This is a genomic window from Arthrobacter sp. SAFR-044, from assembly GCF_051965175.1.
GTDB lineage: Bacteria > Actinomycetota > Actinomycetes > Actinomycetales > Micrococcaceae > Arthrobacter.
Genome location: NZ_JBQCMK010000006.1, coordinates 137101 through 163096, shown reverse-complemented (window position 1 = coordinate 163096; position 25996 = coordinate 137101). Strand labels below are relative to the sequence as shown.

At 66.6% G+C, this 25996-nt stretch carries 27 protein-coding genes; 14 read left to right on the top strand and 13 right to left on the bottom strand.

The window, feature by feature from the left end:
* Positions 1-25: 25 nt before the first annotated feature.
* Positions 26-1192 (bottom strand): acetate kinase, encoded by a 1167-nt coding sequence (locus tag ACTHQS_RS11340; protein ID WP_440168755.1) that lies wholly within the window; start codon positions 1190-1192, stop codon positions 26-28.
* 153 nt (positions 1193-1345) lie between these two features.
* Here ACTHQS_RS11340 and ACTHQS_RS11335 point away from each other — a divergent pair, with 153 nt between their 5' ends.
* On the top strand, positions 1346-1636 hold the full coding sequence (locus ACTHQS_RS11335) for a hypothetical protein (RefSeq protein ID WP_440168752.1): 291 nt from the start codon (positions 1346-1348) through the stop codon (positions 1634-1636).
* A 70-nt stretch (positions 1637-1706) separates the two neighbouring features.
* On the opposite strand, the gene pta is transcribed toward ACTHQS_RS11335, so the two are convergent.
* Positions 1707-3833: a phosphate acetyltransferase gene (pta, locus tag ACTHQS_RS11330; protein WP_440168750.1), complete on the bottom strand. Its 2127-nt coding sequence runs from the start codon at positions 3831-3833 to the stop codon at positions 1707-1709.
* 223 nt (positions 3834-4056) lie between these two features.
* Here pta and ACTHQS_RS11325 point away from each other — a divergent pair, with 223 nt between their 5' ends.
* From ACTHQS_RS11325 to ACTHQS_RS11305, 5 genes are all read left to right on the top strand, one after another.
* Positions 4057-4527, top strand: coding sequence for a hotdog fold thioesterase (locus ACTHQS_RS11325; protein WP_440168748.1), 471 nt, complete (start codon positions 4057-4059; stop codon positions 4525-4527).
* A gap of 7 nt (positions 4528-4534) precedes the next feature.
* The gene (paaK, locus tag ACTHQS_RS11320; RefSeq protein WP_440168745.1) at positions 4535-5914 is read left to right on the top strand and encodes a phenylacetate--CoA ligase PaaK; all 1380 of its coding nucleotides are present in this window, start codon (positions 4535-4537) and stop codon (positions 5912-5914) included.
* A gap of 98 nt (positions 5915-6012) precedes the next feature.
* Positions 6013-6651, top strand: coding sequence for a TetR/AcrR family transcriptional regulator (locus ACTHQS_RS11315; RefSeq protein WP_440168743.1), 639 nt, complete (start codon positions 6013-6015; stop codon positions 6649-6651).
* A gap of 102 nt (positions 6652-6753) precedes the next feature.
* Positions 6754-7884 (top strand): S1C family serine protease, encoded by a 1131-nt coding sequence (locus ACTHQS_RS11310; protein ID WP_440168740.1) that lies wholly within the window; start codon positions 6754-6756, stop codon positions 7882-7884.
* A 12-nt stretch (positions 7885-7896) separates the two neighbouring features.
* The gene (locus ACTHQS_RS11305; protein WP_440168737.1) at positions 7897-8202 is read left to right on the top strand and encodes a hypothetical protein; all 306 of its coding nucleotides are present in this window, start codon (positions 7897-7899) and stop codon (positions 8200-8202) included.
* 93 nt (positions 8203-8295) lie between these two features.
* Here the strand turns inward: ACTHQS_RS11305 and ACTHQS_RS11300 are convergent, their stop codons facing one another.
* Together ACTHQS_RS11300 and paaZ are read right to left on the bottom strand one after the other, a co-directional pair.
* The gene (locus ACTHQS_RS11300) at positions 8296-8691 is read right to left on the bottom strand and encodes a VOC family protein (RefSeq protein WP_440168734.1); all 396 of its coding nucleotides are present in this window, start codon (positions 8689-8691) and stop codon (positions 8296-8298) included.
* Positions 8692-8902: 211 nt separating this feature from the next.
* Entirely contained in the window at positions 8903-11014 is a 2112-nt protein-coding gene (gene paaZ / locus ACTHQS_RS11295) for a phenylacetic acid degradation bifunctional protein PaaZ (RefSeq protein ID WP_440168732.1), read from the bottom strand.
* 142 nt (positions 11015-11156) lie between these two features.
* Here paaZ and ACTHQS_RS11290 point away from each other — a divergent pair, with 142 nt between their 5' ends.
* Complete coding sequence (locus tag ACTHQS_RS11290) at positions 11157-11591, top strand: PaaI family thioesterase (RefSeq protein WP_440168730.1); 435 nt, start codon at positions 11157-11159, stop codon at positions 11589-11591.
* Between the two features lie 103 nt (positions 11592-11694).
* Positions 11695-12402, top strand: a complete 708-nt coding sequence (locus tag ACTHQS_RS11285) for a DUF4397 domain-containing protein (protein WP_440168728.1) — start codon at positions 11695-11697, stop codon at positions 12400-12402.
* 73 nt (positions 12403-12475) lie between these two features.
* Here ACTHQS_RS11285 and ACTHQS_RS11280 read toward each other — a convergent pair whose 3' ends face one another.
* Together ACTHQS_RS11280 and ACTHQS_RS11275 are read right to left on the bottom strand one after the other, a co-directional pair.
* Positions 12476-14587, bottom strand: coding sequence for a S1 family peptidase (locus ACTHQS_RS11280; RefSeq protein WP_440168726.1), 2112 nt, complete (start codon positions 14585-14587; stop codon positions 12476-12478).
* A gap of 104 nt (positions 14588-14691) precedes the next feature.
* Positions 14692-15423: a tyrosine-protein phosphatase gene (locus ACTHQS_RS11275; RefSeq protein WP_440168723.1), complete on the bottom strand. Its 732-nt coding sequence runs from the start codon at positions 15421-15423 to the stop codon at positions 14692-14694.
* Between the two features lie 51 nt (positions 15424-15474).
* Between ACTHQS_RS11275 and ACTHQS_RS11270 the strand changes: the two genes are divergently transcribed.
* Positions 15475-16041, top strand: coding sequence for a GDSL-type esterase/lipase family protein (locus ACTHQS_RS11270; protein WP_440168720.1), 567 nt, complete (start codon positions 15475-15477; stop codon positions 16039-16041).
* Entirely contained in the window at positions 15990-16427 is a 438-nt protein-coding gene (locus ACTHQS_RS11265; RefSeq protein WP_440168718.1) for a GDSL-type esterase/lipase family protein, read from the top strand. The genes ACTHQS_RS11270 and ACTHQS_RS11265 overlap by 52 nt, the downstream gene beginning before the upstream one ends.
* Here the strand turns inward: ACTHQS_RS11265 and ACTHQS_RS11260 are convergent.
* Positions 16412-17032 carry a GNAT family N-acetyltransferase gene (locus tag ACTHQS_RS11260; RefSeq protein WP_440168715.1) on the bottom strand — a complete coding sequence of 207 codons (621 nt, stop codon included), beginning with the start codon at positions 17030-17032 and terminating at the stop codon, positions 16412-16414. The genes ACTHQS_RS11265 and ACTHQS_RS11260 overlap by 16 nt on opposite strands.
* A 74-nt stretch (positions 17033-17106) precedes the next feature.
* Between ACTHQS_RS11260 and ACTHQS_RS11255 the strand changes: the two genes are divergently transcribed.
* The gene (locus ACTHQS_RS11255; RefSeq protein ID WP_440168712.1) at positions 17107-17340 is read left to right on the top strand and encodes a DUF6480 family protein; all 234 of its coding nucleotides are present in this window, start codon (positions 17107-17109) and stop codon (positions 17338-17340) included.
* A 24-nt stretch (positions 17341-17364) separates the two neighbouring features.
* Here ACTHQS_RS11255 and ACTHQS_RS11250 read toward each other — a convergent pair whose 3' ends face one another.
* The 4 genes from ACTHQS_RS11250 to ACTHQS_RS11235 all read right to left on the bottom strand — a co-directional run bounded on the left by ACTHQS_RS11250 (position 17365) and on the right by ACTHQS_RS11235 (position 21070).
* A complete protein-coding gene (locus ACTHQS_RS11250; protein ID WP_440168710.1) occupies positions 17365-18237 on the bottom strand; it encodes a 3-hydroxyacyl-CoA dehydrogenase family protein in 873 nt (290 codons plus the stop codon).
* 3 nt (positions 18238-18240) lie between these two features.
* On the bottom strand, positions 18241-19050 hold the full coding sequence (locus tag ACTHQS_RS11245; RefSeq protein ID WP_440168707.1) for an enoyl-CoA hydratase/isomerase family protein: 810 nt from the start codon (positions 19048-19050) through the stop codon (positions 18241-18243).
* A complete protein-coding gene (locus ACTHQS_RS11240) occupies positions 19050-20276 on the bottom strand; it encodes a thiolase family protein (protein ID WP_440168705.1) in 1227 nt (408 codons plus the stop codon). Before ACTHQS_RS11240 ends, ACTHQS_RS11245 begins: the two co-directional genes overlap by 1 nt.
* A 119-nt stretch (positions 20277-20395) precedes the next feature.
* Positions 20396-21070, bottom strand: a complete 675-nt coding sequence (locus ACTHQS_RS11235; protein ID WP_440168703.1) for a pentapeptide repeat-containing protein — start codon at positions 21068-21070, stop codon at positions 20396-20398.
* A 124-nt stretch (positions 21071-21194) separates the two neighbouring features.
* Between ACTHQS_RS11235 and ACTHQS_RS11230 the strand changes: the two genes are divergently transcribed.
* Complete coding sequence (locus ACTHQS_RS11230) at positions 21195-21371, top strand: CsbD family protein (protein ID WP_043452369.1); 177 nt, start codon at positions 21195-21197, stop codon at positions 21369-21371.
* Positions 21372-21536: 165 nt separating this feature from the next.
* Here the strand turns inward: ACTHQS_RS11230 and ACTHQS_RS11225 are convergent, their stop codons facing one another.
* Positions 21537-22607, bottom strand: coding sequence for a DNA polymerase IV (locus ACTHQS_RS11225; protein WP_440168700.1), 1071 nt, complete (start codon positions 22605-22607; stop codon positions 21537-21539).
* Between the two features lie 109 nt (positions 22608-22716).
* On the opposite strand from ACTHQS_RS11225, the gene ACTHQS_RS11220 reads away from it, so the two are divergent.
* A complete protein-coding gene (locus ACTHQS_RS11220) occupies positions 22717-23454 on the top strand; it encodes a dienelactone hydrolase family protein (RefSeq protein WP_440168697.1) in 738 nt (245 codons plus the stop codon).
* A 92-nt stretch (positions 23455-23546) separates the two neighbouring features.
* On the opposite strand, the gene ACTHQS_RS11215 is transcribed toward ACTHQS_RS11220, so the two are convergent.
* Complete coding sequence (locus tag ACTHQS_RS11215; RefSeq protein WP_440168694.1) at positions 23547-25007, bottom strand: amino acid permease; 1461 nt, start codon at positions 25005-25007, stop codon at positions 23547-23549.
* Between the two features lie 208 nt (positions 25008-25215).
* Between ACTHQS_RS11215 and ACTHQS_RS11210 the strand changes: the two genes are divergently transcribed.
* Positions 25216-25977: a lysostaphin resistance A-like protein gene (locus ACTHQS_RS11210; RefSeq protein WP_440168692.1), complete on the top strand. Its 762-nt coding sequence runs from the start codon at positions 25216-25218 to the stop codon at positions 25975-25977.
* Positions 25978-25996: the final 19 nt, after the last annotated feature.

Sequence of the window (25996 nt, the reverse complement as noted above, 5' to 3'; positions counted from 1 at the left end):
TCGTTTCGGAGGCTCAAAAGGACAATTACGGAGCAGCCGATGAGGCGACGACGGCGGCGGTCGCCTCCGCGATGGCGCGCTCCTCGTCCGTGGGAACCACCAGGACGGGGATCGCGGAGGACTGAGTGGAAATGACGCGCGGTTCCTTTGACCGCTGGGCGTTCAGGCCGGCGTCGAGCTCTATGCCCAGCGCGCCCAGCCGGTCCGCCACCTGCGCCCGGAACTGCTGTGAGTTCTCGCCGATGCCGGCGGTGAACACCAACGCTTTGGCCCCGCCCACCGCCACGTGGTAGCCGCCGATGTACTTGGCCAGCCGGTAGGACGCCACGGCGAGCGCCATCGAGGCGCGTTCATCGCCGGACTCGGAGGCCTCCACCACGGAGCGCATGTCGTTGTTGCCGGCCAGGCCCTTCAGCCCGGATTCCCGGTTGAGCATGGTGTCGATGTCCTCCGGCGTCCAGCCCGCGCGGCCAAGGAACACCAGGATGGAGGGGTCCAGGTCGCCGGAGCGGGTGCCCATCACCAGGCCCTCGAGCGGGGTGAAACCCATGGAGGTGTCCACCGAGTGTCCGCCGCGGATAGCCGTCACCGAGGCGCCGTTGCCCAGGTGGGCGATGACGCCGTCGAACTCTTCGACGGGAAGGTCCAGCAGCGCCGCCGACCGGCGCGCGACATACTCGTGCGACGTGCCGTGGAAGCCGTAACGGCGGATGCCGTGGTTGGTGTAGAGCTCGTCCGGGACGGCGTACCGCCAGGCGTGCTCGGGCAGGGTGCGGTGGAAGGCGGTGTCAAAGACGGCCACCTGCGGCATCTTGGGCCACTTCTTAGTGATGGCCCGGATGCCCAGGACGTTGGCGGGGTTGTGCAGCGGCGCCAGCGGGTTGAGGCGTTCGATGGCACGCGTGATCTCGTTGTCCACCAGCACGGGCTCAGCGAACCGCTCGCCGCCGTGGACCACCCGGTGCCCCACGGCGCCCAGTTCCCGGTCCCCCAGTTCCTCGTGAATCGCTGCGTCAACCTGCTCCAGGGCCTCGGCATGGTCCCGCGGGCCTTCGACCTCACCGTCGCCGCCCCCGCCGTTGCCCATGCCGATCTTCTCGATCAGTCCCTCGGTGAGCACCGTGCCGGCGGCCACGTCCCGGACCTGGTACTTCAGCGACGACGAACCGGAGTTGATGACGAGCACGAGCATGCGGGGCCTCCTCAGCCTGGCGTCTGCAGTTCAACCCCCACTATAGGTTGCCCGCTATATGTGGCAGCCCTCCCCGTGCCGTTCCTTGCGGATCAGCGAAGCCTGTGCATAGAGTCGGCGGACAAGGCTGGACCACGCCGAGAGGACAATTCCATGACGAACGAGCCCAATTCGATCGACGAGAACGACCCCACCAACACGGGATCCAGCAGCACCGCCCCGCTGAACGCGCAACCCGACTCGGGCAGCAAGGATGACCCCACGGGGGTGGAGGGCGCCAACCCGGCCCTGGACGACACCGGCAACCTCAAGGCGGCCGAGACCGGGGAGGCGCCTGAGGCTCCTCAAGACCGGGAAGGCCTGGACCTCACGCCGCAGGGCCTTTCGGACGAGCCGGCCAAACAGGAAGACCCGGAGAGCCTGGCCAAGCCGGACAACAGCTGACGGATCCACACGCAAAAGGACGACGCCGGCACTCACCAAAGTGCCGGCGTCGTACTTTGTAGGTGGTCTCCTAGGAGGCGGGTGCCTCCGCGGGGGCGTGTGCGGCGACCTGGGCCTGCGCTGGATTCTGCGCTTGCGCCTGGATGGCCGTGATGGCCACCGTGTTCACGATGTCCTCCACCGTGCAGCCGCGGGAGAGATCATTCACGGGCTTCCGCAGCCCCTGCAGGACCGGCCCCACGGCCACGGCACCGGAGCTCTGCTGCACAGCCTTGTAGGTGTTGTTGCCGGTGTTCAGGTCCGGGAAGATGAACACGGTGGCCTGCCCCGCGACGGTGGAACCGGGCATCTTGGATGCGGCGATCGAGGCATCCACGGCGGCGTCGTACTGGATGGGGCCCTCCACGGCGAGGTCCGGGCGGCGCTGGCGCACCAGTTCGGTGGCCTGCCGCACCTCGTCCACCGCTTCGCCAAAGCCTGAGCCGCCGGTGGAGTAGGAGAGCATCGCCACCCGCGGCTCCACCCCAAACTGCGCCGCGGTCTCGGCCGAGGCCAGGGCGATGTCCGCCAGCTGCTCCACGTTGGGATCCGGGTTCACGGCGCAGTCGCCGTAGACCAGCACCCGGTCCGGCATCAGCATCAGGAACACCGAGGACACGATCTTCACGCCCTCACGGGTTTTCACGAACTCCAGGGCCGGCCGGATGGTGTGGGCGGTGGTGTGGGCGGCGCCGGACACCATGCCGTCCACCACGCCCAGCTGGACCATCATGGTGCCGAAGTAGCTTCCGTCCTGCATGATCTCCAGCGCCTTGGGCAGGTCCACGCCCTTGTGCGCCCGCAGTTCGGCATACTTCTCGGCGAATTTGAGCCGCAGGTCGGAAGTGGCGGGGTCGATGACATTGATGCCGGACAGGTCGATGCCGTTGGCCGCAGCCAGCTCACGGACGTCGGATTCCGGGCCCAGGAGCGTCAGGTCGCACACATCGCGGCGGTGCAGGATTTCGGCGGCCCGCAGGATCCGGACGTCAGTCCCCTCCGGGAGCACCACGTGGCGGCGCTGCGCCCGGGCCCGCTCGATGAGGTCGTGCAGGAACCGCAGCGGCGTCATCCGCTCGGCCCGCGGCAGGTGCAGCCGCTCCACCAGTTCGGCCTCATCCACCCGCCGGGACCAGAGGCCCAGGGCGGAGGCCACCTTGCGCCGGTGGCCCGACCAGATCTCGCTGCGCACCTCGGACACCCGGCGGGCGGTCTGGTACGTGTCCTCGTCCGCGGCAAACACAGGGAACGGCGCCTGCGCCAGGAGCGGGTAGATGTTGGCGTCCGGGGCCAGGCCACCGGTGAGGATGAGCGCCGAAGCCACGGGAAATTCGGGCGAGAAGGAGGAGGCCAGGCAGGCCACCATCACGTCGGCCCGGTCCCCCGGCACGATCACCAGGGCGCCCTCGTCCAGCACGTTCAGGAAGTTGCCCACGTTCATGGCGGCCACCTTGATGTCCCTGACGTCGCGTTCCATGTCCGGCGTTCCCGCGATCTGGCGAACGCCCAGCGCCGCTGCCACCTCACCGGTGGTGGGACGGGCGATCTCTTCCAGCTCAGGCAGGATATACACCGGTCGGCCGGACGCCCCGGGCTTCAGGGCAGCCGCGATGGCGTCCAGCTCCCCGGCGCTGGCCCTGTTCACCATGATGGCCAGCAGGGCGCACCGTTCGGCGGCGAGCTCCTTGCGGGCAACCTCGACGGCGGCGGCGGTCTCAGCGACGGTCCGCCCCTTGGCCCCCACCACCGCCACCACAGGTGTGGCGAGGTTGTTGGCCAGCCGGGCGTTGAGGTCGAACTCGACGGCGGAGTCCTGGCCCACCAGGTCGGTGCCTTCCACGATCACCACGTCGCAGTGGCGCGCGATGTCAGCGAAGATCTCCACGCACCGGGCATCGATTTCCGCCCGGTTTCCTTCCGCGAGCAGGGTGCGGACCTCGTCGTAGGTCAGGCCGCCGCGGCAACGATCGTCATCCAGGGCGAACCGGGCCTTCATCAGGGCCACCATCGGGTCATTGGCGGCCGAGGGCCCGTGGACCACCGGCTTGAAGAAGCCAATCCTGTCCGCATGCCGGTGCAGGGTATCCGCCAGGCCGAGCGCCACCAGGGACTTGCCCGAGCCGGGGGTGGTTGCGCTGACGTAGATGCCTTTGGCCATGGTCCGCCCTTTGCTGTTCTTGCTGGTGCCGGTCCCCCCATCCTTGCACTTCTGTCCCGCGAGATGGCACTTCAGGGCAATGTCGGGGACGGGGACTGCCGCCAAGTGCCATCTCGCGGAGGGGCGCGGGAAGGCACGCGCGGAGCCGCCTCCTCTTGACACCGGACCCCCTCATGGGATTACCTAATGAACATTCGGTAAATAAAGCTGGAGGCAATGACGCATGGCTGAAACGACAGTTTCCGGGGCCACCCACCCCATCCTGGAAAACGACTACGCCTCCGAATGGATGGGAATCGAGGTCCTGGCCCTCAGCGACGGCCACGCCACCATCCGGATGACGCTCCGGCAGGAAATGCTCAACGGCTTCGGCATGGCCCACGGCGGAATGATCTTCGCCTTCGGCGACACTGCTTTCGCCCTGGCGTGCAACCCCATCCACCCTGCACCCGGCGAGGAAAGCACCATCACCGTCGCCTCCGGCGTCGACATCAACTTCCTCAAGCCCGCCTTCCGGGGCCAGGTACTCACGGCAGTGGCGGACCGCCGCTCCAGTGCCGGCCGCAGCGGCCTGTACGACATCCAGATTTTCGCCGCGGATGCCGGTACCCCGGCTTCCGAAAAACAGCCCAATTCCCCGGGCGAGCTCATCGCCGAGTTCCGCGGACGCAGCCGCACCATCCCCAAGAAGTAGGAAAACCATGACCCTGCATGCCCCCGAAACCCCCGCCGCTGCCGTTTCCACCCAGGAGTCCGCAGGCGCCGGCACCGACGCCGTCCTGGACCGCGAGGAAACCATCTCGCGCGACGAGCTCGAAGCCCTCCAGCTCAGCCGCCTGCAGCACACGGTCCAGTACGCCTACGACCGGGTCCCCCTGTACAAGCGCAAGTTCGACGAGGCCGGCATCCATCCCAACGACCTGCGTGAACTCGAGGACCTGGGCAACTTCCCCTTCACCACCAAGGACGACCTGCGCGAGGAATACCCGTTCGGCATGTTCGCGGTGCCGCAGAGCGAAGTAGCCCGGATCCACGCCAGCTCGGGCACCACGGGCCGGCCCACCGTCGTCGGCTACACCAAGCAGGACCTCGCCGACTGGGCCAAGCTCGTGGCCCGCAGCTTCCGCGCCTCCGGCATCCGCCCCGGCATGAAGGTCCACAACGCCTACGGCTACGGCCTGTTCACCGGCGGCCTCGGCGCGCACGCCGGCGCAGAAGCCTTGGGCTGCACCGTCATCCCCATGTCCGGCGGCCAGACCGAACGCCAGATCCAGCTGATCCAGGACTTCAAGCCAGACGCCATCCTGGCCACCCCCACCTACCTGCTCACCATCGCCGACGCCATGGCGCACATGGGCATCGACCCCGCCTCCACCTCGCTGAAGTTCGCCGTCCTCGGCGCCGAGCCGTGGACCCAGGAGATGCGCCACGAACTCGAAGTGATGATGAACATCAAGGCATGCGACATCTACGGCCTGTCCGAGGTCATGGGCCCGGGCGTCGCCGGTGAGGCCGTGGAAACCCAGGACGGCAGCCACATCTGGGAGGACCACTTCCGCCCCGAAATCATCGACCCCTTCAACCCGGCCCCCGGCAAGGAAAACGTCCTGCGGGACGGCGAGCACGGCGAACTGGTCTTCACCTCGCTCACCAAGGAAGCGCTGCCGATCATCCGCTACCGCACCAAGGACCTCACCCGCCTGCTGCCCGGCTCGGCACGTCCGGCACACCGCCGGATGGGCCGCATCACCGGCCGCAGCGACGACATGATCATCCTGCGGGGCGTGAACCTGTTCCCGTCCCAGATCGAGGAAATCGCCCTCCGGATCCCCGAACTCAGCCCGCATTTCCAGCTCGAACTGACCCGCCCGGAAGGCCAGCGGATGGACCAGCTGACCGTGCGCATCGAGCGCCGGGACACGGTCACCGTTGAGCAGAGCACGACGGCGGCACGCACCTTGAAGGAGCAGATCAAGATCCACGTGGGTTCTTCGTGCACCGTGAACGTGGTGGACCCGGGCTCGCTGGAGCGCTCCAACGGCAAGCTGCGCCGCATCTACGACATGCGGCCGAAGGCGTAGCGAAAGATGTTGCCGGGCATAGCCGACGCCGGCCGGGTTGCCGCCCGGCCGGCCCGGAGCTCCCGGACCGACCGACCGTTCGTGAGAAACTAGCCACTATGCCCAGCACCACTGAAACATCCAGCCCCGCCGGCGCAGCAGCCAACGGAACAGCTAAGCGCGGCCGCCCCGGCTACGACCAGCAGTCCGTGCTGCGCATCGCCGTCGACGTCTTCAACCGCCACGGCTACGACGCCACATCCATGGGGATCCTGGCGGACAACCTGGGCATCTCCAAGTCCGCCATCTACCACCACGTGCCGTCCAAAGGCGACCTGCTCAAGCTTGCCCTTGATCACGCGCTGGGCGGCCTTGAGGCCATCCTGGAGCAGCCGGAGGCCACCTCCGGGGCCGCCGATGCCCGGCTGGAGTTCGTCCTCCGGCAAACGGTGGCGGTGCTGGTGGACCGCTTGCCTTTCGTCACCCTGCTGCTGCGGCTGCGGGGCAATACGGAGATTGAGCGGGACGCGCTGGAACGCCGCCGGACCTTCGACCATAAGGTAGCCGCGCTGATTTCCGCCGCCCGCGATGAAGGCTCGCTCCGCCAGGACATCGATCCCCGCACCGTCACGAGGCTCCTGTTCGGCATGATCAACTCGATCGTGGAATGGTACAAGCCTGGCGGTTCCCTGTCCCCGAAACGGCTGGCCGACGACGTCATCACCATGGCGTTCGACGGCCTCCACGCGGACGTGTAGGCCCGGATGCACCGGTCCGCAGCCAACTAATAAGGGTGCTTGGTATTTTGCGGGCTCCCCGGCTACGGTGGTAGAAAGCCATCGTCCGCAGGGAGGTCCTGAATGAGCCAGGCCATCGGTCCACGGTGTTCATGCCGCCTCCGGACAGTTCTGACGGGCGGCCTCGTTGCCGCAGCCCTGGCACTCAGCGGCTGCACGGGTACGCCAAGTCCCCCAGCCTCCAGCAGCGCCTCCCCTGGCGAGGCATCGCCGTCGGCTGCTGCCTCCGGAGCTCCCGGCTCAGCAGCGCCAAGCGCCGGCGGTGGCTCCGATTCCGGAACCGCAGCCGGCAACCTGCCGCAACTCGTGGAGAACCTTTCACCTTCCGTGGTCACCATCTTCACCGAGGGCGGCCTGGGCAGCGGCGTGGTGTACTCCGCGGACGGCCTGATCCTCACCAATGAGCATGTGATCCGCGGCGCCACTACCGTGGAGGTGGGGTTCGCGGACGGGCAGCGCGTCGAAGGGACTGTCAAGGCAAGCGATCCCGTGACCGACCTCGCGCTGGTCCAGGCCAAGCGCACGGGCCTGCCCAAGCCCACCTACCAAAGCACCCTGCCCAAGGTAGGCGAGGGCGCGCTGGTCCTGGGCTCCCCGCTCGGATTCGAGAACACGGCCACCGCGGGCATCATTTCCGGGCTGCACCGCTCCATCCCGGGCTCCGCTTCTAACAGCCTCTCGCTGGTGGACCTTATCCAGACGGACGCCCCCATCAGCCCCGGCAACTCCGGCGGCGCCGTGATCAACATGCGCGGCGAGGTAATCGGGATCAGCGAGGCGTACATCCCGCCGTCAGCCGGCGCGGTCTCCCTTGGCTTCGCCATCCCCGCCGCCACCGCCGTGGACGTGGCGGAGGAACTGTTGGCCAACGGCACCGCCAAGCACGCCTACCTGGGCCTTACCCCGGGCGAACTGACGGCCCAGATCGCCGCCCAACTGGGCATCGAGGCAGGATCCGGAGTCGTGGTCCTCGCCGCAGACGCTGACGGTCCGGCGGGGAAGGCAGGAATCCGCCCCGGCGACGTCCTGGCGTCCATGGAGGGGGTGGAGCTCACCACGCCGGAGAAGCTCCTGGCGGAACTGCGCAAGCGCAACCCCGGCGACACCGTAGGCTTCAAGGTCAAGCGGGGCGACCAGACCCTGGATATCAAGGTGGACCTCACCGACCGCCCCGCCGCCACAACCACCCGATAGGAAGGAAGAAACATGAGTCACCCCAAGGAAGAACCGGACGCAGGATTCATCGTTCCGGATCCGTCAAAGCTCCGTGAGGACATTCCCGGCGACGCCGGCGACGAGGCCAACGTGATCCGCTTCAGCGAGGAGCAGGCCCTGATCGAGGAACAGTCGCACGGCATCCGCCCCGACACCTACAGCGTCCCGCGAGGCGGGCCCACCATGGATGAGGCCCGCGGCAACATGGACCTCTCCGACCGCAGCGAAGACGGCCGCGGAACCGGCCCCGAGGATGACAGCAGCGACGACGCCCTGCACGGCGGCGCCGAAAGCTGACTCTCCTTGAACTGAGGCAGCAGGGATACCCCGATCCGACCGGGGTACCCCTGCTGCTTTAGTTTGTGCTCACGTGGTTTGCACCCACCGCGCCTAGACCTGGTACTCGAGCGCGCCGCCCAGGTTTTGGTGGATGCACAGGATGTTGTGCTCGGTGTCCATGAACCATGCGCACTTTTCCGATTCCGTGGTGCAGATATGGTTCTCTGTCTTCAGGGTGGGCAGGTCGTAGTCCTGGAACATGACGCCCCTTGCCTCCATGTCACGGACTGCCGCCTCTATATCCGCGACCTCAAAACTCAGCGCGGTATGGTCCGAGTGCCTGCCGTCCGAGACCGGCATCAGCTGCAGCATGGGACCGCCGTCGGCGCCCAGCAATTCGCTTCCGTCATCGGTCATTCCGCGGTGCGGCAGTCCGAGTTTTTCGGTGTAGAAGCTGCGGGCGCGGGCCGCATCGTCGACCGGAAGGATGGTTGTGGCTGTGTTCATTTTCAGGGTCATTGGGGCCACCTCCTACGGGCAGAATCTTACGCCCGGCAGCAGTAAAAAGAACCGGTCCAAACGCCCCATCACTTCCCGCCTCCCAAACCCAAACGCCCCATCACTTCCCGCCCACCAAACCCAAACACCCGATCACTTTCCTCAAAGAAGTGATGGGGCGTTTGGGAAGAACCGGCGGTAAGTGATGGGGCGTTGGTGGTTACTTTTCGACCAGGGTGAGGACGTCGTACGTTGCCACGATTTCGTCGTTCTGGTTGGTGAGCACGGCGTCCCAGGCCACCTCACCGTATTCGTCGGTTTCACGCGGGGTGATCTTCTTGGCGGTGAGGGTCACCCGGATGGAATCGCCGGCGGCAACCGGGGTGAGGAAGCGTGCGTTCTCCAGGCCGTAGTTGGCCAGGACTGGGCCCGGCGCAGGCTCCACGAAGAGTCCGGCAGCCCAGCTCAGCAGCAGGTAGCCGTGCGCCACGATGCCCGGGAAGAACGGGTTGGCTTCGGCTGCTTCCTGGTTGGTGTGGGCGTAGAACGTGTCCCCGGTGGAGTGGGCGAACGCGCTGATGTCCTCCAGGGTGACCTGCCGCAGGTCGGAACGGACGGCGTCGCCGATCCGCAGGGTGGACAGGTGCTTCCGGAACGGATGCGCGCCCTCGGTCTCCACGGTGAAGTTGCGGTCAGCCCCGGTGTGCCACACACCGGTGACCGCGGTCAGCATGTTCGGGGAGCCCTGGATGGCGGTCCGCTGCATGTGGTGCAGCACGGACCGGATCCCGCCCAGTTCCTCGCCGCCGCCCGCGCGTCCGGGGCCGCCGTGGACCAGGTGGGGAACGGGTGAGCCGTGGCCGGTGGAGGACCGGGCGTCCTCGCGGTTCAGCATCAAGACGCGGCCGTGGTGGGCCGCGATGCCGGTGACCAGTTCGCGGGCCGCCTCGGGATCGTTGGTGCACACTGAGGCCACCAGCGAACCTCCGCCGCGGGCGGCCAGGCGGACGGCGTCGGCCAGGTCCTTGTAGCCGATAACGGAGGATACCGGCCCGAACGCCTCCAGCGAGTGGATGGCTTCCGCTTCCGGGTTGTCCCAGTTCAGGACGACGGGAGCCATGAAGGCCCCACCGTCCACTACCCCGGTGGTTCCGTCGGCGGAGGTGACCGACGGCGATTCGAGCGTTCCGTACGCTAGCTCACCGCCGGCGTCGAGCATTGACTGGACGGCTGCGCGGACGTCCTCCAGCTGTTCCACCGACGCAAGGGCGCCCATGGTGACGCCTTCGCCGCGGGGGTCGCCCAGGACCACGCGCTCGGCGATGCGCTTGCCGATGGCTGCCGACACGGCAGGCACCAGTTCCTGCGGCACGATGGCGCGCCGGATGGCGGTGCATTTCTGGCCTGCCTTGACAGTCATCTCGGTGACCACGGACTTGACGAAGGCGTCGAATTCCGGGGTCCCCTCCACGGCGTCGGGGCCAAGGATGGCAGCGTTCAGGGAGTCGGTCTCAGACGTGAACCGGACGCCGCCCTCCACCACGTTCGGGTGGGACTTCAAGGACTTGGCCGTGGAGGCGGACCCGGTGAACGCCACCAGGTCGCGGTAATCGAGTACATCCAGGAGCCCGCGGACGGAACCGGAGATGAGCTGCAGCGAACCCTTGGGCAGGATGTTGGACTCAACGATGGCCTTGACCACGGCGGCGGCAACATAGCCAGTGGGGGTGGCCGGCTTGACGATGGTGGGGACGCCGGCCAAGAAGGCGGGGGCGAACTTCTCGAGCATGCCCCAGACGGGGAAGTTGAAGGCGTTGATCTGCACGGCAACGCCGGGGATGCGGGTGTAGATGTGTTCGCCCGCGAAGGAGCCGTCCTTGGACAGCACCTCCATGGGGCCGTCCACCACCACCTGGGAGTTGGGCAGCTCACGCCGGCCCTTGGAGCCGAAGGTGAACAGGACGCCGATGCCGCCGTCGATGTCCACCATGGAATCGATCTTGGTGGCGCCGGTCTGGAATGAGAAGTTGTAGAAGTGCTCGCGGCGCGCGTTCAGGTACTGCGCCAGCTCCTTGAGCTTGAGGGCGCGCTGGTGGAACGTCAGCCGGCCCAGCTCAGCCTGGCCGGTGGTGCGGCCGTACTCCACGACGGCGGCAAGATCCAGGCCTTCCGTGCTCACCTTGGCCAGGATCTCCCCCGTGCTCGCATCCCGGACGGGGACCGCGGAAGCCGAGGAGCCGGCGTCGGGCGTCCACCATGCGTCCATGACGAAGCTGGGCACTGTCTCCACGGTGTCGACCGTGGCCTGGGGAGCTGTGGCTGTGGTGGTCATCGTTGACGGTCCTTCCAACAAGGGGGCAGGCAAACAAGGCGGCCATTACTGACCGTCCGTTCGGTAATATATTCACCATACATGAAGTGCCGTGCTGCACACTAGAAGGCCAGGACCGAATTGGCCACCCAAAGGAGAACGCATGAACGCCCCGTCACCCCAGGACGCTTCCGCCAGCCAGCACGAGCTCTGGAAAATCACCCTCGGGGAGCTGGACGAGAAGATGGGCGTGAAAATCTTGGAGGAGTCCGTGGAGCGCGTGGTGGCCACCATGCCCGTGGAGGGCAACCGGCAGTCGTTCGGGCTGCTGCACGGCGGCGCCTCACTGGCTGTGGGTGAGGCGGTGGGGTCCTGGGCGGCCGTCATCCACGCGAGCACCATGGGCAAGACGGCGGTGGGCGTTGACGTTTCCGCCACGCACCACCGCTCCGCGCGCGAGGGCCAGGTGACCATCACGGCCACCCCCATCCACCTGGGCGGCACGCTGGCCACGCACGAGGTGCTGATCACCAACGAGGCAGGCCAGCGGCTGTGCACCCTGCGCATCACCAACCTGCTGATGAAGCGGAAGAACTAACGAAAAAAATTCCCGGGCGGTGCATCCATGGGCGGCACTGCAGAGGTAATAAGCATGTCAGCATCACCAGCCCGGATACCGGGCATCCCCCAAGGAGTTCGACATGCGCAAAATAGCCTACGCCGCTGGAGCACTTTCCCTTGCTGCTTCACTGGCCTTCGCCGCTCCCGCCCAGGCCGGCAACTGGCACCACGATGACGACCCCGCCCTGCTGTCCGTCCTGCACGGCGTTCCCGGCCTGACCGTGGATGTATGGGTGAATGGCGAGCTCACCCTTGATGACTTCACGCCCGGGACCCTGGCCGGACCACTGGAACTGGCCGCCGGCGATTACCAGATCGCCATCACCGCATCGGACGCCACCAGCGCCGAAAACCCGGTGATCGGCCCGGTCGACGTGCAGCTCGACGAGGGACGCAACTACACGGCAGTGGCGCACCTTGACGCGGACGGAGCCCCTACCGCGTCCCTTTTCACGAACGACACCAAGGCTCCCGGAAATGACACGAAGGGCAAGCTCACGGTCCGGCACGTCGCCGCAGCGCCCGCGGTGGACGTACTGGCCGGCGGAACCGCCGTAATTGAAGGCCTCAGCAACCCGGACGAGGCAACCCTGAAGCTGAAGGCCGGCACGGTTTCAGCTTCGGTGGCAGCGGCAGGGACCACCGACCCCGTGATTGGCCCGGCTGATATCACCGTCGAAGGTGGCAAGAACACCATCGTCTATGCCTGGGGAAGCCTGGCCGACGGCACGCTGGACGTGGCGGTCCAGGTGGTTGACGGCAAGGAGAGGTGCGGGGGCCGCCGCTGAGGCAGGTGCTGCGCATCATCCTCGCGGCGTCGCCACGGGCCGGGTCCCCTAACGGCGACCCGGCGCGTGGCGGCTACCGTGAAGCCCGCCGCTTCCGCCTGCGGACAAGCACCGTCAGCACAATCCCGACAGCAAGGGCGCCCGCGGCGGCAGCAGCCGCGGGAAGCAACCCGGCTGACCCGGTGTACGCCAGGCCGCCACTGGCGGGATCACCGCTTCCACCCGTGTTGGCAAGGTCCGCAGGAGGAGCGGCGGTAGCCGGGCTGGTTGCCGGCGGAGGTACGACGGCGGGAGTTTCCGCAGGCTGGGCAGGCGGCGGATCCGCGGGGGCTGGGTCAGTCAGGGCAGGATCAGTCAGGGCAGGCCCGCTCGGCGCGGGCGTCAATGGTGCCGGGCTTGCCGGCGGCTCAGTGGGTGCCGGGCTTGCCGGCGGGGCGGGCGGTGCCGCTGCCGACGCATACTCAAAGCTGTTGGCACCGGACCGGCTGAACCCGTTTACCGTTTCTGCGGTGAAGCGGAGCGTTTCCGTGCCCTGCGGAGCCGTAAAGCTCCATTTGCCGGCCGAGTCCACGGGCACCTCGAACGGGTCCTTTCCCTGGAGCGTGACCCGGACCGTGGATCCGGCGGCAACGGCAGATGCGGGAGCCGCGGGAACCTGGCCGCTGATGACCTGGCCCGGCTGGTAGGCGGCTCCGGACGCGGGTGCCGTGATGGCAGGCTTGTTCAGGAAAAGTTCCAGCTGATAGCCGTGAAGTACCTTCAGGGAGTCCTGGAGCGTAGCAGCCACGGCAATGTTTACCGCCCCGCCCGATTCGCCGGCGGAATGGATGCCCACCGCGAAGTTGCCACTGATCCACGGGCCACCTGAGTCACCGCCCGCGGACTGGACATCGTAGGAGAGGAACCCGTTGAACGCGCGGATGTCATTGTGCCCGGGATCGGCAGGGTCATCGACGTACGTGGGGCCGCCCACCAGGAAGATCCCCACGGCACTGACGTGGCCGCAAGACCACCCCGTCCTCCACCCCGAGCGGCAGACGGGCATCCCGGGCACCGGGGCAGCCGTTCCGATGATCTTGACGTCCGGGCCGGGCTGTAACGGGTTCCCGTGGGTACTGGTGGCCGGTAGAGGGTCCAGGTCCTGCCCGATCGCCCCGATGACGGCTATGTCGGTGCCCACATTCCCGGGATCGGTGACTGCTGTGTAGTCGGGACCGGTGGGGGTTGTTGGATCGAGCACCGGAGAGTTACCTGGACCGCCGAACTGGCTGAACTGGAAGGTTCCCAGCCGCCCGGAAGGCACTCCCCCGAGCAGCAGGTCAACGGTTGTGGCAGTACCGTCTTCCGCGCAGTGTCCGGCAGTCAGGACAGCGGGCAGCCCCGCCGGGTCAAAGGCGGAAAAGCCGGTCGAACAGGTATACCCCTGGTCCGACCTGTAGCCAACCCCGCCCGGCACGTCTGCTTCCGGCTTAAGGGGGGCAGCGCCGTCGAGCACGACGTTCGCGTACTTCGCGACGAATTCCGATGGCGAAATCTTGCCGGGACTTGCGGCGCCGCTTTGGTGTGCGGTGCCTGCCGCTGCAGCTCCTTCAGATGCTGACTGTGCCGCGGCGACTCCGCCTGTGCGGATCACGAATTGTCCAGCCTCGGAGACCACAGCCTGCAGGTCTGCTGTTCCGACGTCCCGCAAGTACGCCTGGAAGAGTTGGGCGGCGCTCACTGCGACTTGCCGGCCCGGGGCTGGCTCAGCTGTTGGAGCGACCTTGGATTGGGGTGGGGCGGACGGCGCATCGGGTGCCGGCGCTGGGACTGAGGCCTCGAGTGCCGGGGGTGCAACGAGCACGAATGTGCCGCCGCCGGTCTTGTTCAGTTCGTCCACCCGGGCCTGCAGGGCAGAACCTGTGCCCCGCACCTGGATCTTTCCGTTTCCAATGCTGAGTCCTTCGTAGCCCGGGAGCACCTGGAGGGAGTCCAGGGCCTGCATGGCCTGCCGCCCCAGTTCGCCCGCCGCGTTGAATTCCGCCAGCGTCATGCCCAGGTCACGGAGCACGGCTTCGGCGAGCCCTTCGACGGAAGGAGCCGGCGAAGGATAAGGATCTGCCAACCTGCTGCCTGGCTCGGGGCCCCCGGCGAAGGCCGCGGTGGGCACAGCACCAACGCCCAACGCAAGAACGATGCCAGCCATCACTCCCGCGGCAAGTAATTGGTTCCCTGGTGCTGCCGTTCCGCTCATAGCCGTCTCTCTGCCGGTCCACGCAACGGAGGCAGTAGTCCCTCACGTCACATACGTCACACTGGTCCCAGTGTAGGCGCATGCGTTCCGGAGAGGGCCAGCACAGCATCCAGTTCGGCTGTTTGCAGCCCGTTGGCCAGGAGATAGCCACGCGTGTCGAGGGCCCGGACAAATGCGACTACCGCGAGGCCTCGCTGCTCCAGCAGGGGCTCGAGCTCCGGCTCGGTCAGGTAGCGTTCCCGGCTGTGCGGCGGCCCATGGGTGCGGTAGCGCTCGTTGATCCCGCGGGCTGCCCGCCGGTAGCCCTCGGCGATGGCCTCATCGGAGTCACCCGCCAGGTCCTGGACCATGGCAGCCACCAGTCCGCTGCGGTCCCGCCCGGCGGCGCAGTGCAGCACCACATCCCCCTTGGCCGCGGCAAGGGCAATGGCCCGGAAGACGCCCACCAGTCTCTCCGGGAAAAGCCGCGCATTATCGGCATAGTGTGCAGGATCGTTCAGGTAGGGACCTGTGACGGCGGTAAACCGCGCATCCCCCGGTTCCTCCGTGGGTGCCTGCACCACATCGATGTCCGCCCGGGCTGCGGCAGGCACATCAGGATCGCTGTCGCGGCGCCGGCCCTCGCCTGGGTTGCGGAGATCAACGACGGTGCGGACGCCGTCGTCGAACGCCTGCTTCCACCCTGCTTCGGTCAGCCACTCGCGCCGCCCCATCCGGTAGATTCCGCCGGAGACGTGCCATGCGTTGACAGCGCCATCCCACTCCACGGACTTGCCCTGCTTGCTCATCCGCACAGCTAACCACACACCTGCGAGCCCGGGTCACATAACGGAGAAACGTTGCCGAAGGAAGGGCTGCCCGGCCCAAGTCCTCCGCCGGGTTGCCGCGTAGCCTTACTCTCTGCTGCCCTCAATCCGGGGGCAGCACGTCATTTCAGGGGACAAAAAGATGAAGAATTCAGTACGACGGCGGCAGTCGGGTCTCGCAGCAGGGCTCGCCGCCTTGGCAATCACCGCTGGTTTAACGGCCGCCCTGCGCAGGCCGCGGACAAGATCAAATACATAGCCCTCGGAGATTCCTATGCCGCCGGCCAAGGGGCAGGGGCGTATCAGGATGCTTGCTACCGCAGCGACAACAGCTATTCCGAACTCGCCGCCGAGGACAAGGCCGTCAAACTGGTAGTCAATGCTGCCTGCAGCGGCAAGACCACATGGGACGTCGTGAACACCCAACTGCGCCAGCTGAATAAGAGTACGGAACTGGTGACCATCACGGCAGGCGGCAACAACATCGGCTTCGGGGACATCATCAACTATTGCGGAGTCGTCCTGGCGCAGCTCCCACCGGCTCCGAAATGTGGCGGCGCCCTCGAGCAATCGGAATACAGCTTCAGAGCGGCCAGCTGAAAAGCGATCTGGTTACGATGATCCAGAGCGTGCGGGCCGCAGCGCCAAACGCCAAGATTGTGGTGACCGGCTATCCCTACCTCCTGGACCCAATCCCGGCAGGGATGACCGACCCGGCTGCGCAGTTCATCTACACGGCCACCAACTTGGCGGACCGGCTGGACGACACGATCGACGCCGCGGCGAAGGAGGCCGATGCCGCCGCTGCCGGGGACCCCAAAGTGCAATACGTCGATGTGCGGACCGTCTTCCTCGGCCACGGCGCCTTGTCGCCACAGCCGTGGATCAACCTTGGCACCGCGCCTGATGGCTTCCACCCAAACGCTGCGGGCTACCAGGCCTACTTCAAGGCACTCAGCGGATCGGGCGTTTACTCCGTTCCGTAACCCCGCCGGTCCAGCCGGTACTCAAGCCCGGCGCGGACTGCCAGCCACTCGTGCTCCAGGATGGAGAACACCGCGGTGTCCCGCAGGTTCCCGTCGCTGGTCCGTGAATGGCTGCGGAGCACCCCGTCCTGCTTGGCTCCCAGCCGTGCGATGGCCTCCCGCGACTGGTGGTTCAGCCAGTGCGTGCGGAACTCCACGGCTGGGCAGCCCAGCACCTCGAAGGCATGCCGGAGCAGCAGGAGCTTGGAGTCGGGGTTGGTCCCTGTCCCCTGCACGGAGGCCGCGTTCCACGTGGAGCCGATTTCCACGCGGGGCGTGGCGGCATCGATGTTCATGTACGTGGTCATACCGATGATGCGGCCCGGGCGGCCCGTGCCGGGATCAATCAGCCGGGTGGTGAAGGGCAGCATCGACCCCTGCTCCTGCAGGGCGAGCCGGCGCCTGATCTCGGCCGCCATGGCGTCGGGCGCGGGCACGGACGTGTACCAGAGCTTCCACAGCTCGCCGTCCCTAGCCGCGTCCAGCAGCCCGTCGTGGTGCTCTTCCGCGAGCGGCTCCAGGATTACATAGCGGCCGGTCAGGGTAAGGGGTTCAAGGAAAGTCACTGCACCAGCCTAGGCCCGCCGGCAGGGCGGGTTACGCTGGGGCAAGCACCACGACGTCGAGCGAGGGAGTTATTGTGTCAGGACCCAACCCGGATCCCGAGGACGACAAGATCACCGGCCTGGAGCCCGGCGGCGGAGTTCCCCCGGGTGAAACCCCGCCGGGAGAAGCCTCCACCGCAGGCCCGCAAGGCCACGAAGAGCACGGCACCAGGAAAGGCACCCAGTTCCTGTGGATCGGCATCATTGGCGTCGTGGTCCTGCTGTGCCTCCTGTACTTCATCGGCTACATCGTGGGCATTTTCGACTAGCCCCCATTCCCGAAGGCGGACAGCCTAGCTGGGCCAGTCGAAGAAGCCCTTCCCGGTTTTGCGTCCGAGTTCCCCCCGCGCCACCTTGTCCCTAAGGATCTGCGGCGGCGCGAACCGCTCGCCGAGGGTGGAATGGAGGTACTCGGCGATGCCCAGGCGGACGTCGAGGCCCACGATGTCAGTGGTTTTGAGTGGTCCGGTGGGGTGTTTGTAGCCCAGGACCATGGCGTTGTCGATGTCCTCGGCGGACGCCACTCCTTCCTCCACCATCCGCATGGCCTCCAGTGCGATGGCCACGCCCAGGCGTGAGGACGCGAACCCCGGGGCATCGTTGACGACGACGGCGGTCTTCCCGAGTGCCTCCACCCAGGATTTGGCGGCGGCAGCAAGTTCGGGAGACGTGCGCTCCCCCAGCACCACCTCGATGAGCGTGGATGCAGGCACGGGGTTGAAGAAGTGCAGGCCCACGAAGTTTTCCGGGCGCTTCAGTTCACGGGCGAGTCCGCTGACGGACAGCGAGGAGGTGTTGGATGCGATGTAGGCGTCCTGCCCCAGCCGTTCCTCGATGCCCCTCAATGCCGTGACTTTGAGGTCCCAGTCTTCAGGGACCGCTTCCACCACCAACTGCCGGTCCGCAAAGGCGTCGTAGTCGGTGCTGACGGTCAGGCGGGTCACCAGTTCCTCGAAGTTGGCATCCACCGCCCCGCGTTCGATGCTCTTCAACGCGGCCGACTCCACCCGTTCCTGGGCAGCTTCGGCGGAGACGTCGTCGCGCTCCACCACCAGCACATTGGCGCCCTTGATCAGGAAGGCGTGGGCGATGCCGGCGCCCATGCGGCCGCCGCCCAGCACCCCCACGAGAGGGGGAAGGTTGGCGGGAACTTTCGGGTTGCTCATGGTCTACTTTCCGTCGGCGGGGTGTGCGGAGGCGGTGTTTGCCTTCTTCGCTGCATTGCGGTCCAGGAACGCCTGCATCCGGTCGAATTTGGCTTGCGACTCGAAGAGGATGCCCTGCGCCAGCTGGTCGATCAGCGGGTGCGCTTCTGCGGGGGCGTGGAAAACGGATTTGGTGATGCGGACGGCCAGCGGGTCCTGCCGCCCGATCCTGTTGGCCAGGCTGTGGGCGGCGTCCAGGAGCTCGGCGGGATCGTGGATTTCGGTGATGAGGTTGGCCGCTTTGGCTTCGTCTGCGCCAAGGACCAGCCCGGCCAGCAGGATCTGCTTGGCCAGCGGCTCGCCCACCAGTTCCCTGAGCCGCCAGCTGGCGCCGGCTGCGGCCAGGATTCCCAGCCCCGTTTCCGGGTTGCCGATCCGCACGTTGGGGGTGCCGATGCGGAAGTCCGCGGCGTAGGCGAGTTCGGCGCCGCCGCCCAGGCAGTAGCCGTCCAGTGCGGCGATGACCGGCATGGGCAGCTTGGCGATCCGGACGAAGATGGTGGAGTTGATGCCCTGCAGGGCATCGTCACGGCGGCGTTCGCGCAGCTGGGCAATGTCGGCACCGGAGGCGAAGACCCCGTCCACGCCGGCGATGATCAGCACCTTGGGGTTTTGTTCCAGTGCCGCGCAGACAGTGTGGAGTTCGTCCACCATCTGCTGGTCGATCGCGTTCTTCACCTGGGGCCGGTTGAGCAGCACCACCACCCGGTCCTCACGCTCCTCCACGAGGAGCGCGGAGAAGTTCTCTGCCGTGAGGTCCACCGTGGCGGTCATCAGATTTTCTCCAGCAGCATCGCGGTGCCCTGCCCAACGCCCACGCACATGGTGGCCAGGCCGATCTTTGCGTCTTCGCGTTCCATCCGCCCCAGCAGGGTGATGGCGAGCCGTGACCCGCTGGAACCGAGCGGGTGCCCCAAAGCGATGGCGCCGCCGTCGCGGTTCACGATCTCCGGCTCGAGTCCAAGCCGGCGGATGCAGGCCAGTGACTGCGTGGCAAAGGCTTCATTAAGTTCGACGGCGGACAGGTCACCGACGCTCAGGCCGCTCCGCTTGAGCACCTTCTGCGTGGCGGGGACCGGGCCGATGCCCATGATCTCGGGCTCGCAGCCGGCAGAAGCGCCGTCAATGATGCGGGCACGGGGCGTCAGGCCCAGCCGCTCAATGGCTGCTTCCGAGGCAATGATGATGGCCGACGCGCCATCATTCAGGGACGAGGAGTTCCCGGCCGTCACCACGGAACCGCCGTGCGCCACCGGCTTCAGCCGGGCGAGAACGTCCATGCTGGTACCGGCCCGCGGGCCCTCGTCCGTGTCCACCACGGTCTCTGACTTGCGGGTCTTGACCGTGACGGGGACGATCTCGTCCTTGAACCGGCCCGCCTCGATCGCGTCCAGGGCCAGCTGATGGGAACGGACGGCGAACGCGTCAGCGTCTTCGCGGGTGATGCCGTCCACACGGGCCACTTCCTCCGCCGTCTCCGGCATGGAGTACGTCATCTTCCCGTCCCGGGACAGGCCGCCGTGCTGGAAGTGCGGGTTAGTGAAACGCCAGCCGATGGAGGTGTCGAAGATCTGGCCCGGCTTGGCGAACGCGGCGGTGGGCTTTTCCTGCACCCAGGGTGCGCGGCTCATGGACTCCACGCCGCCGGCGATCACGATGTCCGCGGCTCCGGCCTTGATCATGTGGCTGGCCTGGATGATGGCGCTGAGTCCCGACGCGCAGAGCCGGTTGACCGTAATTCCCGGAATGTGCAGCGGCAGCCCGGCCAGCAGGGTGGCCATCCGGGCCACGTTCCGGTTTTCCTCGCCCGCGCCGTTCGCGTTGCCCAGGATCACCTCGTCGATGCTTTCAGGATCCAGGCCGGCACGTTCCACGGCCTCGCGGACCACCAGGGCGGCGAGATCATCCGGCCGCACGGAGGACAAGGCACCTCCGTACCTGCCCACGGGCGTTCGGACGCCGCCAACAAGGAAAGCCTGCGGACCTGCAGTTGCAGCCATGGAAACACCCTTCACGCGATAAACAGCACTGTCATCGGCGGCCGGCACAGCGGAATCTTCCACTTACCGACCGTTCGTTCTGTAAATGGTACACGGCAAGGCTCTTGGTGCGCATCCGGTTACAGGACCTTCACTCCCAGGTGCGCGGCGATCAGCGGCGCCAGGAGGCCTAGCTGGTACTCATCAATGACAAGTCCGGACATGCTGCCCAGGCCGCTGATCCTGCGGAACTGCGTGCCCCGGATGTCGAAGTCCTTCAACCTGGCTCCTGCCACGTCCAGCGATCCAACAGTGCAGTCTTCCAGCCGCACGCGGGTTGCGCCGGCACCCCCGAGGTCCAGTTCGTTGATGATGCAGCCGCTGATCAGCACGTCATTGAGCTTGGCGCCGCGGAGGTTGAGGAAGTCCAGCTTGCCGCCGTCGATCCTGACTGACTGCCAGCCGCTTTCATACAATTCCGCGGAGCCCAGGCGCGGGTTGCGGAGCTCCACGTCGCGCCAGGTACTGCGGGCGCCCTGGAAGACCGGCGCGTAGGCCTCCGCCAGGATGCAGTCGCGAAACGAGGCACCGCGGAGCTGGGCCTCGTTGAAAGATGCGGCATCGAACCGGCACTCGGCGAATACAGCTTCCCCCAGGTCAAGACCGTCCAGGGTGGTGCGGTTGAACCGTACGTTCTCGTACCGGCCCCCGCGGCCCAACGACGGGTCCGGCAGGTCTTCAAGGTCCGGCAGCTCAACCGCGGAGAGCCGGGGTGCAGCGACCTTGGCCGGCGCCGTGCCACGTGCTTTATCCATAGCCCCGAGCCTAGCGCCGGCCCCCGACAAGGAACACCACACAGGAGGGCTTGAAACAGTAAGCAAGCTTTGTTTATTGTGAAAGGGCACGGTTGATCGACGGAAACGAGAGGAGGCCGGAACCATGGGCCTCGGAGACAAGATCAGTAACGCGGCAGAGGACCTCGGCGGCAAGGCCAAGGAAGCTGCAGGCAACGCGACCGACAACGACCGCCTGAAGGCAGAAGGCCAGGCCGACCAGGTCAAGGCAGACGCCAAGAAGGTGGGCGAAAGCGTGAAGGACGAGTTCAAGCGCGACTAGTCCTTGCTGGTGCAGCCGCAGCGAACGGCGTGCTGCAACAGCCCCAAACGGCGGCGGATCCATCGGATCCGCCGCCGTTTCGCTGTCCACCCACCATCGACTGCTGAGTACCTGCCGTTTTGAGGCGTCAGAACGACAAGTACGGAGCAATCGATGGGGGAAATCTCACCAGCCGCTGCGGGTCGGCGTGTGCCCCTTCCGGGAATCTTCGGGCATGGTCATCTCGGCACGGACACCCAGCAGCCGGACAGCTTGCCCAGGTTCGATCTTCGAGGCCAGGTCAAGCACCTGTGCCAGCACCACCTCGGGATCGGATGTCTCGGGGATCTTCCGAGCGTAGGTCCTGGTGGTGAACGGGGCGTACCGCACCTTCAGCGTCAGGCCGATCACGGGCCTGCCTTCGGAAGCGACGTCCTCCATGACGTGCGCCGCCAACTCCCGGACGGCATCCTCAATCGGTGCCCTATCCGTCAGATCCCGCTGGAAGGTAGTCTCGCGGCTGTGCCCTCGCGCCACCCATGGGGTGTCGTCAACCACCCGGGAGCCGTCTCCCCGCCCCAACTGCGCGTACCAGGGCCCCATTTTTGGACCGAATTCGGGAACCAGGTCCCCAGGGTTGGCCGCTGCCAGGTCAGCAACGGTCGTGATACCGAGGGTGGAGAGACGGCGGGACACTGCCTGTCCCACGCCCCAGAGATCGATGGTGGGCCGCTCCCCCATAACCTCGAGCCAATTCCCTTGCGTGAGCCGAAAGACGCCGGCGGGTTTGCCGAACGTTGTCGCGACCTTGGCACGGACCAGGGTGTCCCCGATGCCGACGCTGCAGTGCAGCTGGGTTTCCGCCAGGACTTCCTCCTGCAGCCGGCGGGCGAAGGCTTCGGGATCGGCCGTCTCAAGGCCGACGAATGCCTCGTCCCAGCCGAGCACCTGGACGGTGGTTCCCGGCTGGGCGCGCAGGACCGCCATCACCTTTTCGGATGCTTCCAGGTAGGCCTCGTGGTCCACCGGCAGGATGACCGCATCGGGCACTTTCCGCGCCGCAATGCGCAGCGGCATTCCGGAGCCCACGCCGTAGGCCCGCGCCTCGTAGGACGCGGTGGACACGACTGCACGCTCGGTGGGGTCGCCACGGCCGCCCACGATCACCGGCCTGCCCGCAAGCTCGGGACGGCGCAGCACTTCGACGGCGGCGATGAACTGGTCCAGGTCCACATGCAGCACCCACGGTTCGTTCACAGGCCCAGTCTGCCCCGGCAGCGCCGCGCGCACCACCCGGCCTCCCGCCGTCGAATACCCCGGGGCACAAACGCGCGACATCCCGGAGGCTGCCGGTTAGCCTTGGGCCATGACGAACGTAGACCTCAGCGCTGCGAGCACCGCTGCCGGCGGATCCCCTTCCCTGCACGGCTATCTTGCCGTGCCCGAAGGGCAGGGGCCTTTTCCCGGCATCGTGATGATCCACGAGGCTTTCGGCCTGGATGACCAGACCCGGCGCCACGCGGACCGGCTGGCCCGCGCGGGGTACCTCACCCTGGCGCTGGATCTATACAGCGACGGCGGCCCGCGGCGTTGCCTGGTGGCAACCATGCGTGCCATGGCCGCCCGCACGGGGCGGCCCTTCGTTGACATCGCCACGGCCCGCACCTGGCTGGCGGAGTCTGAACTGGGCAACGGCAAAACCGGGGTGATCGGCTTCTGCATGGGCGGCGGATTCGCGCTGCTGGTGGCACGGGACGGATTCGATGCCGCCTCCGTCAACTACGGCCGGCTCCCAGGGAAGCAGCAGCAGGACCTGGAAGACGCACTCCGCGGTGCCTGCCCTATCGTGGCCAACTTCGGCGGTGCGGACAAGTCCCTGAAGGGAGCCGCGGCCCGGCTCGAATCAGCCCTCGACCACTTGGGCATCGAGCACAGCGTCAAGGAATTTCCCCGCGCCGGCCACGCCTTCCTCAATGATGCAGAGCTGGGACCGGTTCTCCTCAGGCCGCTGATGCGGGTCATGGGCGTGGGGCCGGACCCGGCGTCCGCCCCCGAGGCCTGGCAGCGCATCGAGGACCACTTCGCCAGGTATCTGAAGGACTGACAGGTACTTGAAGGACTGACCCATCCCCGGAAACGCCGACGGCGGGCCGCCCACTCAAGGGGCGGCCCGCCGTCGGACGTTCGTCGAGGAACCTAGCTGAAGAGCTCGCTCTTGGGCTGGTTGTTCTTGACCCTTTGCCAGCCCAGCCAGAGGACCACGGCAAAGAACGGAATGGTGGCCAGCGTCCAGAGGCCCAGGTAGAACACTTCACCGTCCTTGCTGGTCATGGTGTCGAAGCCGATCAGCACGGTGATGATGAGCAGGGCGATGAGGCCGGCCCAGCTGGTCCAGGGCGAACCCGGCATCGGCAGGCTGGAGACGTTGCCCTTCTTCTTCCGCAGCGCGATCTGGCTGGCGAAAATGGAGCCCCAGGTGAAGATCACGCCTATGGAGGCGGTGTTCAGGGCGAGGTCGAACGCGTGCGAGCCGCCAAGCCAGATGTTGAGGAGGATGCCCACCAGGTAGACGCCGCCGATGGCCAGGATCGCTGCGTACGGCACATGGCGCGTGGACATGCGGGTGAGCCACTGCGGAGCGTGTCCATTGTTGGCCATGGTGCGGAAGATGCGCCCAATGGAGTAGAGGCCCGAATTGCAGGAGGACAGGGCGGCGGTGATCACGATCATGTTCATGACGTCGCCCATCCAGCCCAGGCCCATCTGGCCGAAGACGGTGACGAACGGGGAGGTGCCGGCCTTGTACTGGTCCGAGGGCAGCAGCATGGCGAGCAGGGTCACGGAACCGACGTAGAACACCACGATGCGGACCACGACGGCGCGGATCGCCTTGGGCACTTCGCGTTCCGGGTCCTGCATTTCACCGGCCGTGATGCCCACCAGTTCGATGGCGTTGTAGGCAAAGATCACGGCGTTCAGGACCAGGATCATCACCAGGGCGCCCTTGGGGAACATACCGCCGTCTGCTGCGAAGAGGTTGTTGACGGAGGCGTGGCCGCCGCCCACCCTGGCGTTGGTGACCACCATGAAGGTACCGACGGCCAGGAAGATAAGGATCGCGGCCACCTTCAGGCAGGAGGCCCAGAATTCGAACTCACCGAACGCCTTGACGCTGAACAGGTTCACGGCCACCAGCAGCACCAGCGCTGCGATGGCGGACAGTTCCACGGGAACGTTGGGGAAGAAGAACTGGAAGTACAGGCCGATCGCGATGAGCTCGGCGATGCCGGTCATGGCCCAGTTAATGAAGTACATCCACCCGGACAGGAAGGCGCCCTTCTTGCCGAACATCTCGCCGGCGTAGCTGACGAACGAGCCGGAGGTCTGGCGGTACATGATGAGCTCGCCCAGGGCCCGCATCAGGAGGTAGGCAATGACGCCGGCAATGGCGTAGGAAAAGATCAGGGCCGGACCGGTGGAGGCGAGGCGGCCGCCTGCCCCCATGAAGAGGCCGACGCCGATTGCGCCGCCCATGGCGATCATGGTGACGTGGCGGCGGCCCAGGGTCTTGCTGTAGCCCTCGGCGCTGAGGGAGGGGTCGACGGCGGGGGATGGCGCCGTGCTGTTCTTTAGGTCTGTGGGGGTACTTTGAGGCACAACTGTTCCTTGTGGGTTGGGGGTTGGCCGCATCCGGTCTTCGTATGATCAAGCTCACAAAATTCGGCCTTTAGGCCTGGCAACCACAGATGTGAGGGTGGATCGGTCGAACTGCCGAAGCTTCACGCGACCTGACCATCTTACAAGACGGTCCGGAGTGGTACGTGACCCGCACTACATCCCAGCGCCCGGCGATAGGCTTGGGGGCATGGCAACAGCCCACCGCTTACCGCCCGCTCCGCAGCCCCAGCTGTATCGTTTCTCCCCGATGGACCTGGCCACGCTGTGCCTCTATGTTGCGATTGCCGGGCTGTTCGCTGTGGCTGGGGATATGCTGGCCCCGCTGCTGCGGCAGGTGGCCCCGTCCCCGGCAGCAGCTTCCTATGCCGTGAACCTGCTGTTCTATGCCTCGGTGGGAATACTGGCGTTCCTGGCCGCCCGCAAAGTGGTGGTCCGGGACCTCAAAGTCCTGGCAGCGCGGCCCTGGTTCACCCTGCTGATGGTGCCGGCAGCGGTCATTGCCATGATGATCCTCACCGCGGTGGTGGTGGCGGCGAACGGGCAGGTGGAAACCTCGCAGAACCAGGCCGGGCTGCAGGCGCTGATGCAGCAGGTCCCCGCTTGGCTCATGGTGCCGCTGCTGGTGGTGGTGGGTCCGTTCGTGGAGGAGTACATCTTCCGGCACCTGCTCATCGGCAAGATGTCCAGGCGCGTGAACATCTGGATCTGCTGCGCCCTGTCCGTGGTGCTGTTCGCCGCGCTGCACATCGTGGGACAGGAAGCGGTCACCCTTACCGCGCTGCTCCCCTACCTGGCTATGGGCGCCACCTTGGTGTTCGTCTACATGTGGACCGGGAAGAACGTCATGTTCTCCTACTTCGTGCACGCCGCGAAGAACCTGTTGGCCGTCATCCTCGTCTACGCCATCCCGCCGGAGCTCTTCGGCCAGATGCAGAACGTCCAGGCCTGAGTCCCCGCACCGGACCTTC

Coding starts and splice junctions, on each gene's coding strand:
- ACTHQS_RS11340 (WP_440168755.1), bottom strand. CDS start 1,192: ATGCTCGTGCTCGTCATCAACTCCGGTTCGTCGTCGCTGAAGTACCAG.
- ACTHQS_RS11335 (WP_440168752.1), top strand. CDS start 1,346: ATGACGAACGAGCCCAATTCGATCGACGAGAACGACCCCACCAACACG.
- pta (WP_440168750.1), bottom strand. CDS start 3,833: ATGGCCAAAGGCATCTACGTCAGCGCAACCACCCCCGGCTCGGGCAAG.
- ACTHQS_RS11325 (WP_440168748.1), top strand. CDS start 4,057: ATGGCTGAAACGACAGTTTCCGGGGCCACCCACCCCATCCTGGAAAAC.
- paaK (WP_440168745.1), top strand. CDS start 4,535: ATGACCCTGCATGCCCCCGAAACCCCCGCCGCTGCCGTTTCCACCCAG.
- ACTHQS_RS11315 (WP_440168743.1), top strand. CDS start 6,013: ATGCCCAGCACCACTGAAACATCCAGCCCCGCCGGCGCAGCAGCCAAC.
- ACTHQS_RS11310 (WP_440168740.1), top strand. CDS start 6,754: ATGAGCCAGGCCATCGGTCCACGGTGTTCATGCCGCCTCCGGACAGTT.
- ACTHQS_RS11305 (WP_440168737.1), top strand. CDS start 7,897: ATGAGTCACCCCAAGGAAGAACCGGACGCAGGATTCATCGTTCCGGAT.
- ACTHQS_RS11300 (WP_440168734.1), bottom strand. CDS start 8,691: ATGAACACAGCCACAACCATCCTTCCGGTCGACGATGCGGCCCGCGCC.
- paaZ (WP_440168732.1), bottom strand. CDS start 11,014: ATGACCACCACAGCCACAGCTCCCCAGGCCACGGTCGACACCGTGGAG.
- ACTHQS_RS11290 (WP_440168730.1), top strand. CDS start 11,157: ATGAACGCCCCGTCACCCCAGGACGCTTCCGCCAGCCAGCACGAGCTC.
- ACTHQS_RS11285 (WP_440168728.1), top strand. CDS start 11,695: ATGCGCAAAATAGCCTACGCCGCTGGAGCACTTTCCCTTGCTGCTTCA.
- ACTHQS_RS11280 (WP_440168726.1), bottom strand. CDS start 14,587: ATGGCTGGCATCGTTCTTGCGTTGGGCGTTGGTGCTGTGCCCACCGCG.
- ACTHQS_RS11275 (WP_440168723.1), bottom strand. CDS start 15,423: ATGAGCAAGCAGGGCAAGTCCGTGGAGTGGGATGGCGCTGTCAACGCA.
- ACTHQS_RS11265 (WP_440168718.1), top strand. CDS start 15,990: ATGTGGCGGCGCCCTCGAGCAATCGGAATACAGCTTCAGAGCGGCCAG.
- ACTHQS_RS11250 (WP_440168710.1), bottom strand. CDS start 18,237: ATGAGCAACCCGAAAGTTCCCGCCAACCTTCCCCCTCTCGTGGGGGTG.
- ACTHQS_RS11245 (WP_440168707.1), bottom strand. CDS start 19,050: ATGACCGCCACGGTGGACCTCACGGCAGAGAACTTCTCCGCGCTCCTC.
- ACTHQS_RS11240 (WP_440168705.1), bottom strand. CDS start 20,276: ATGGCTGCAACTGCAGGTCCGCAGGCTTTCCTTGTTGGCGGCGTCCGA.
- ACTHQS_RS11235 (WP_440168703.1), bottom strand. CDS start 21,070: ATGGATAAAGCACGTGGCACGGCGCCGGCCAAGGTCGCTGCACCCCGG.
- ACTHQS_RS11230 (WP_043452369.1), top strand. CDS start 21,195: ATGGGCCTCGGAGACAAGATCAGTAACGCGGCAGAGGACCTCGGCGGC.
- ACTHQS_RS11220 (WP_440168697.1), top strand. CDS start 22,717: ATGACGAACGTAGACCTCAGCGCTGCGAGCACCGCTGCCGGCGGATCC.
- ACTHQS_RS11210 (WP_440168692.1), top strand. CDS start 25,216: ATGGCAACAGCCCACCGCTTACCGCCCGCTCCGCAGCCCCAGCTGTAT.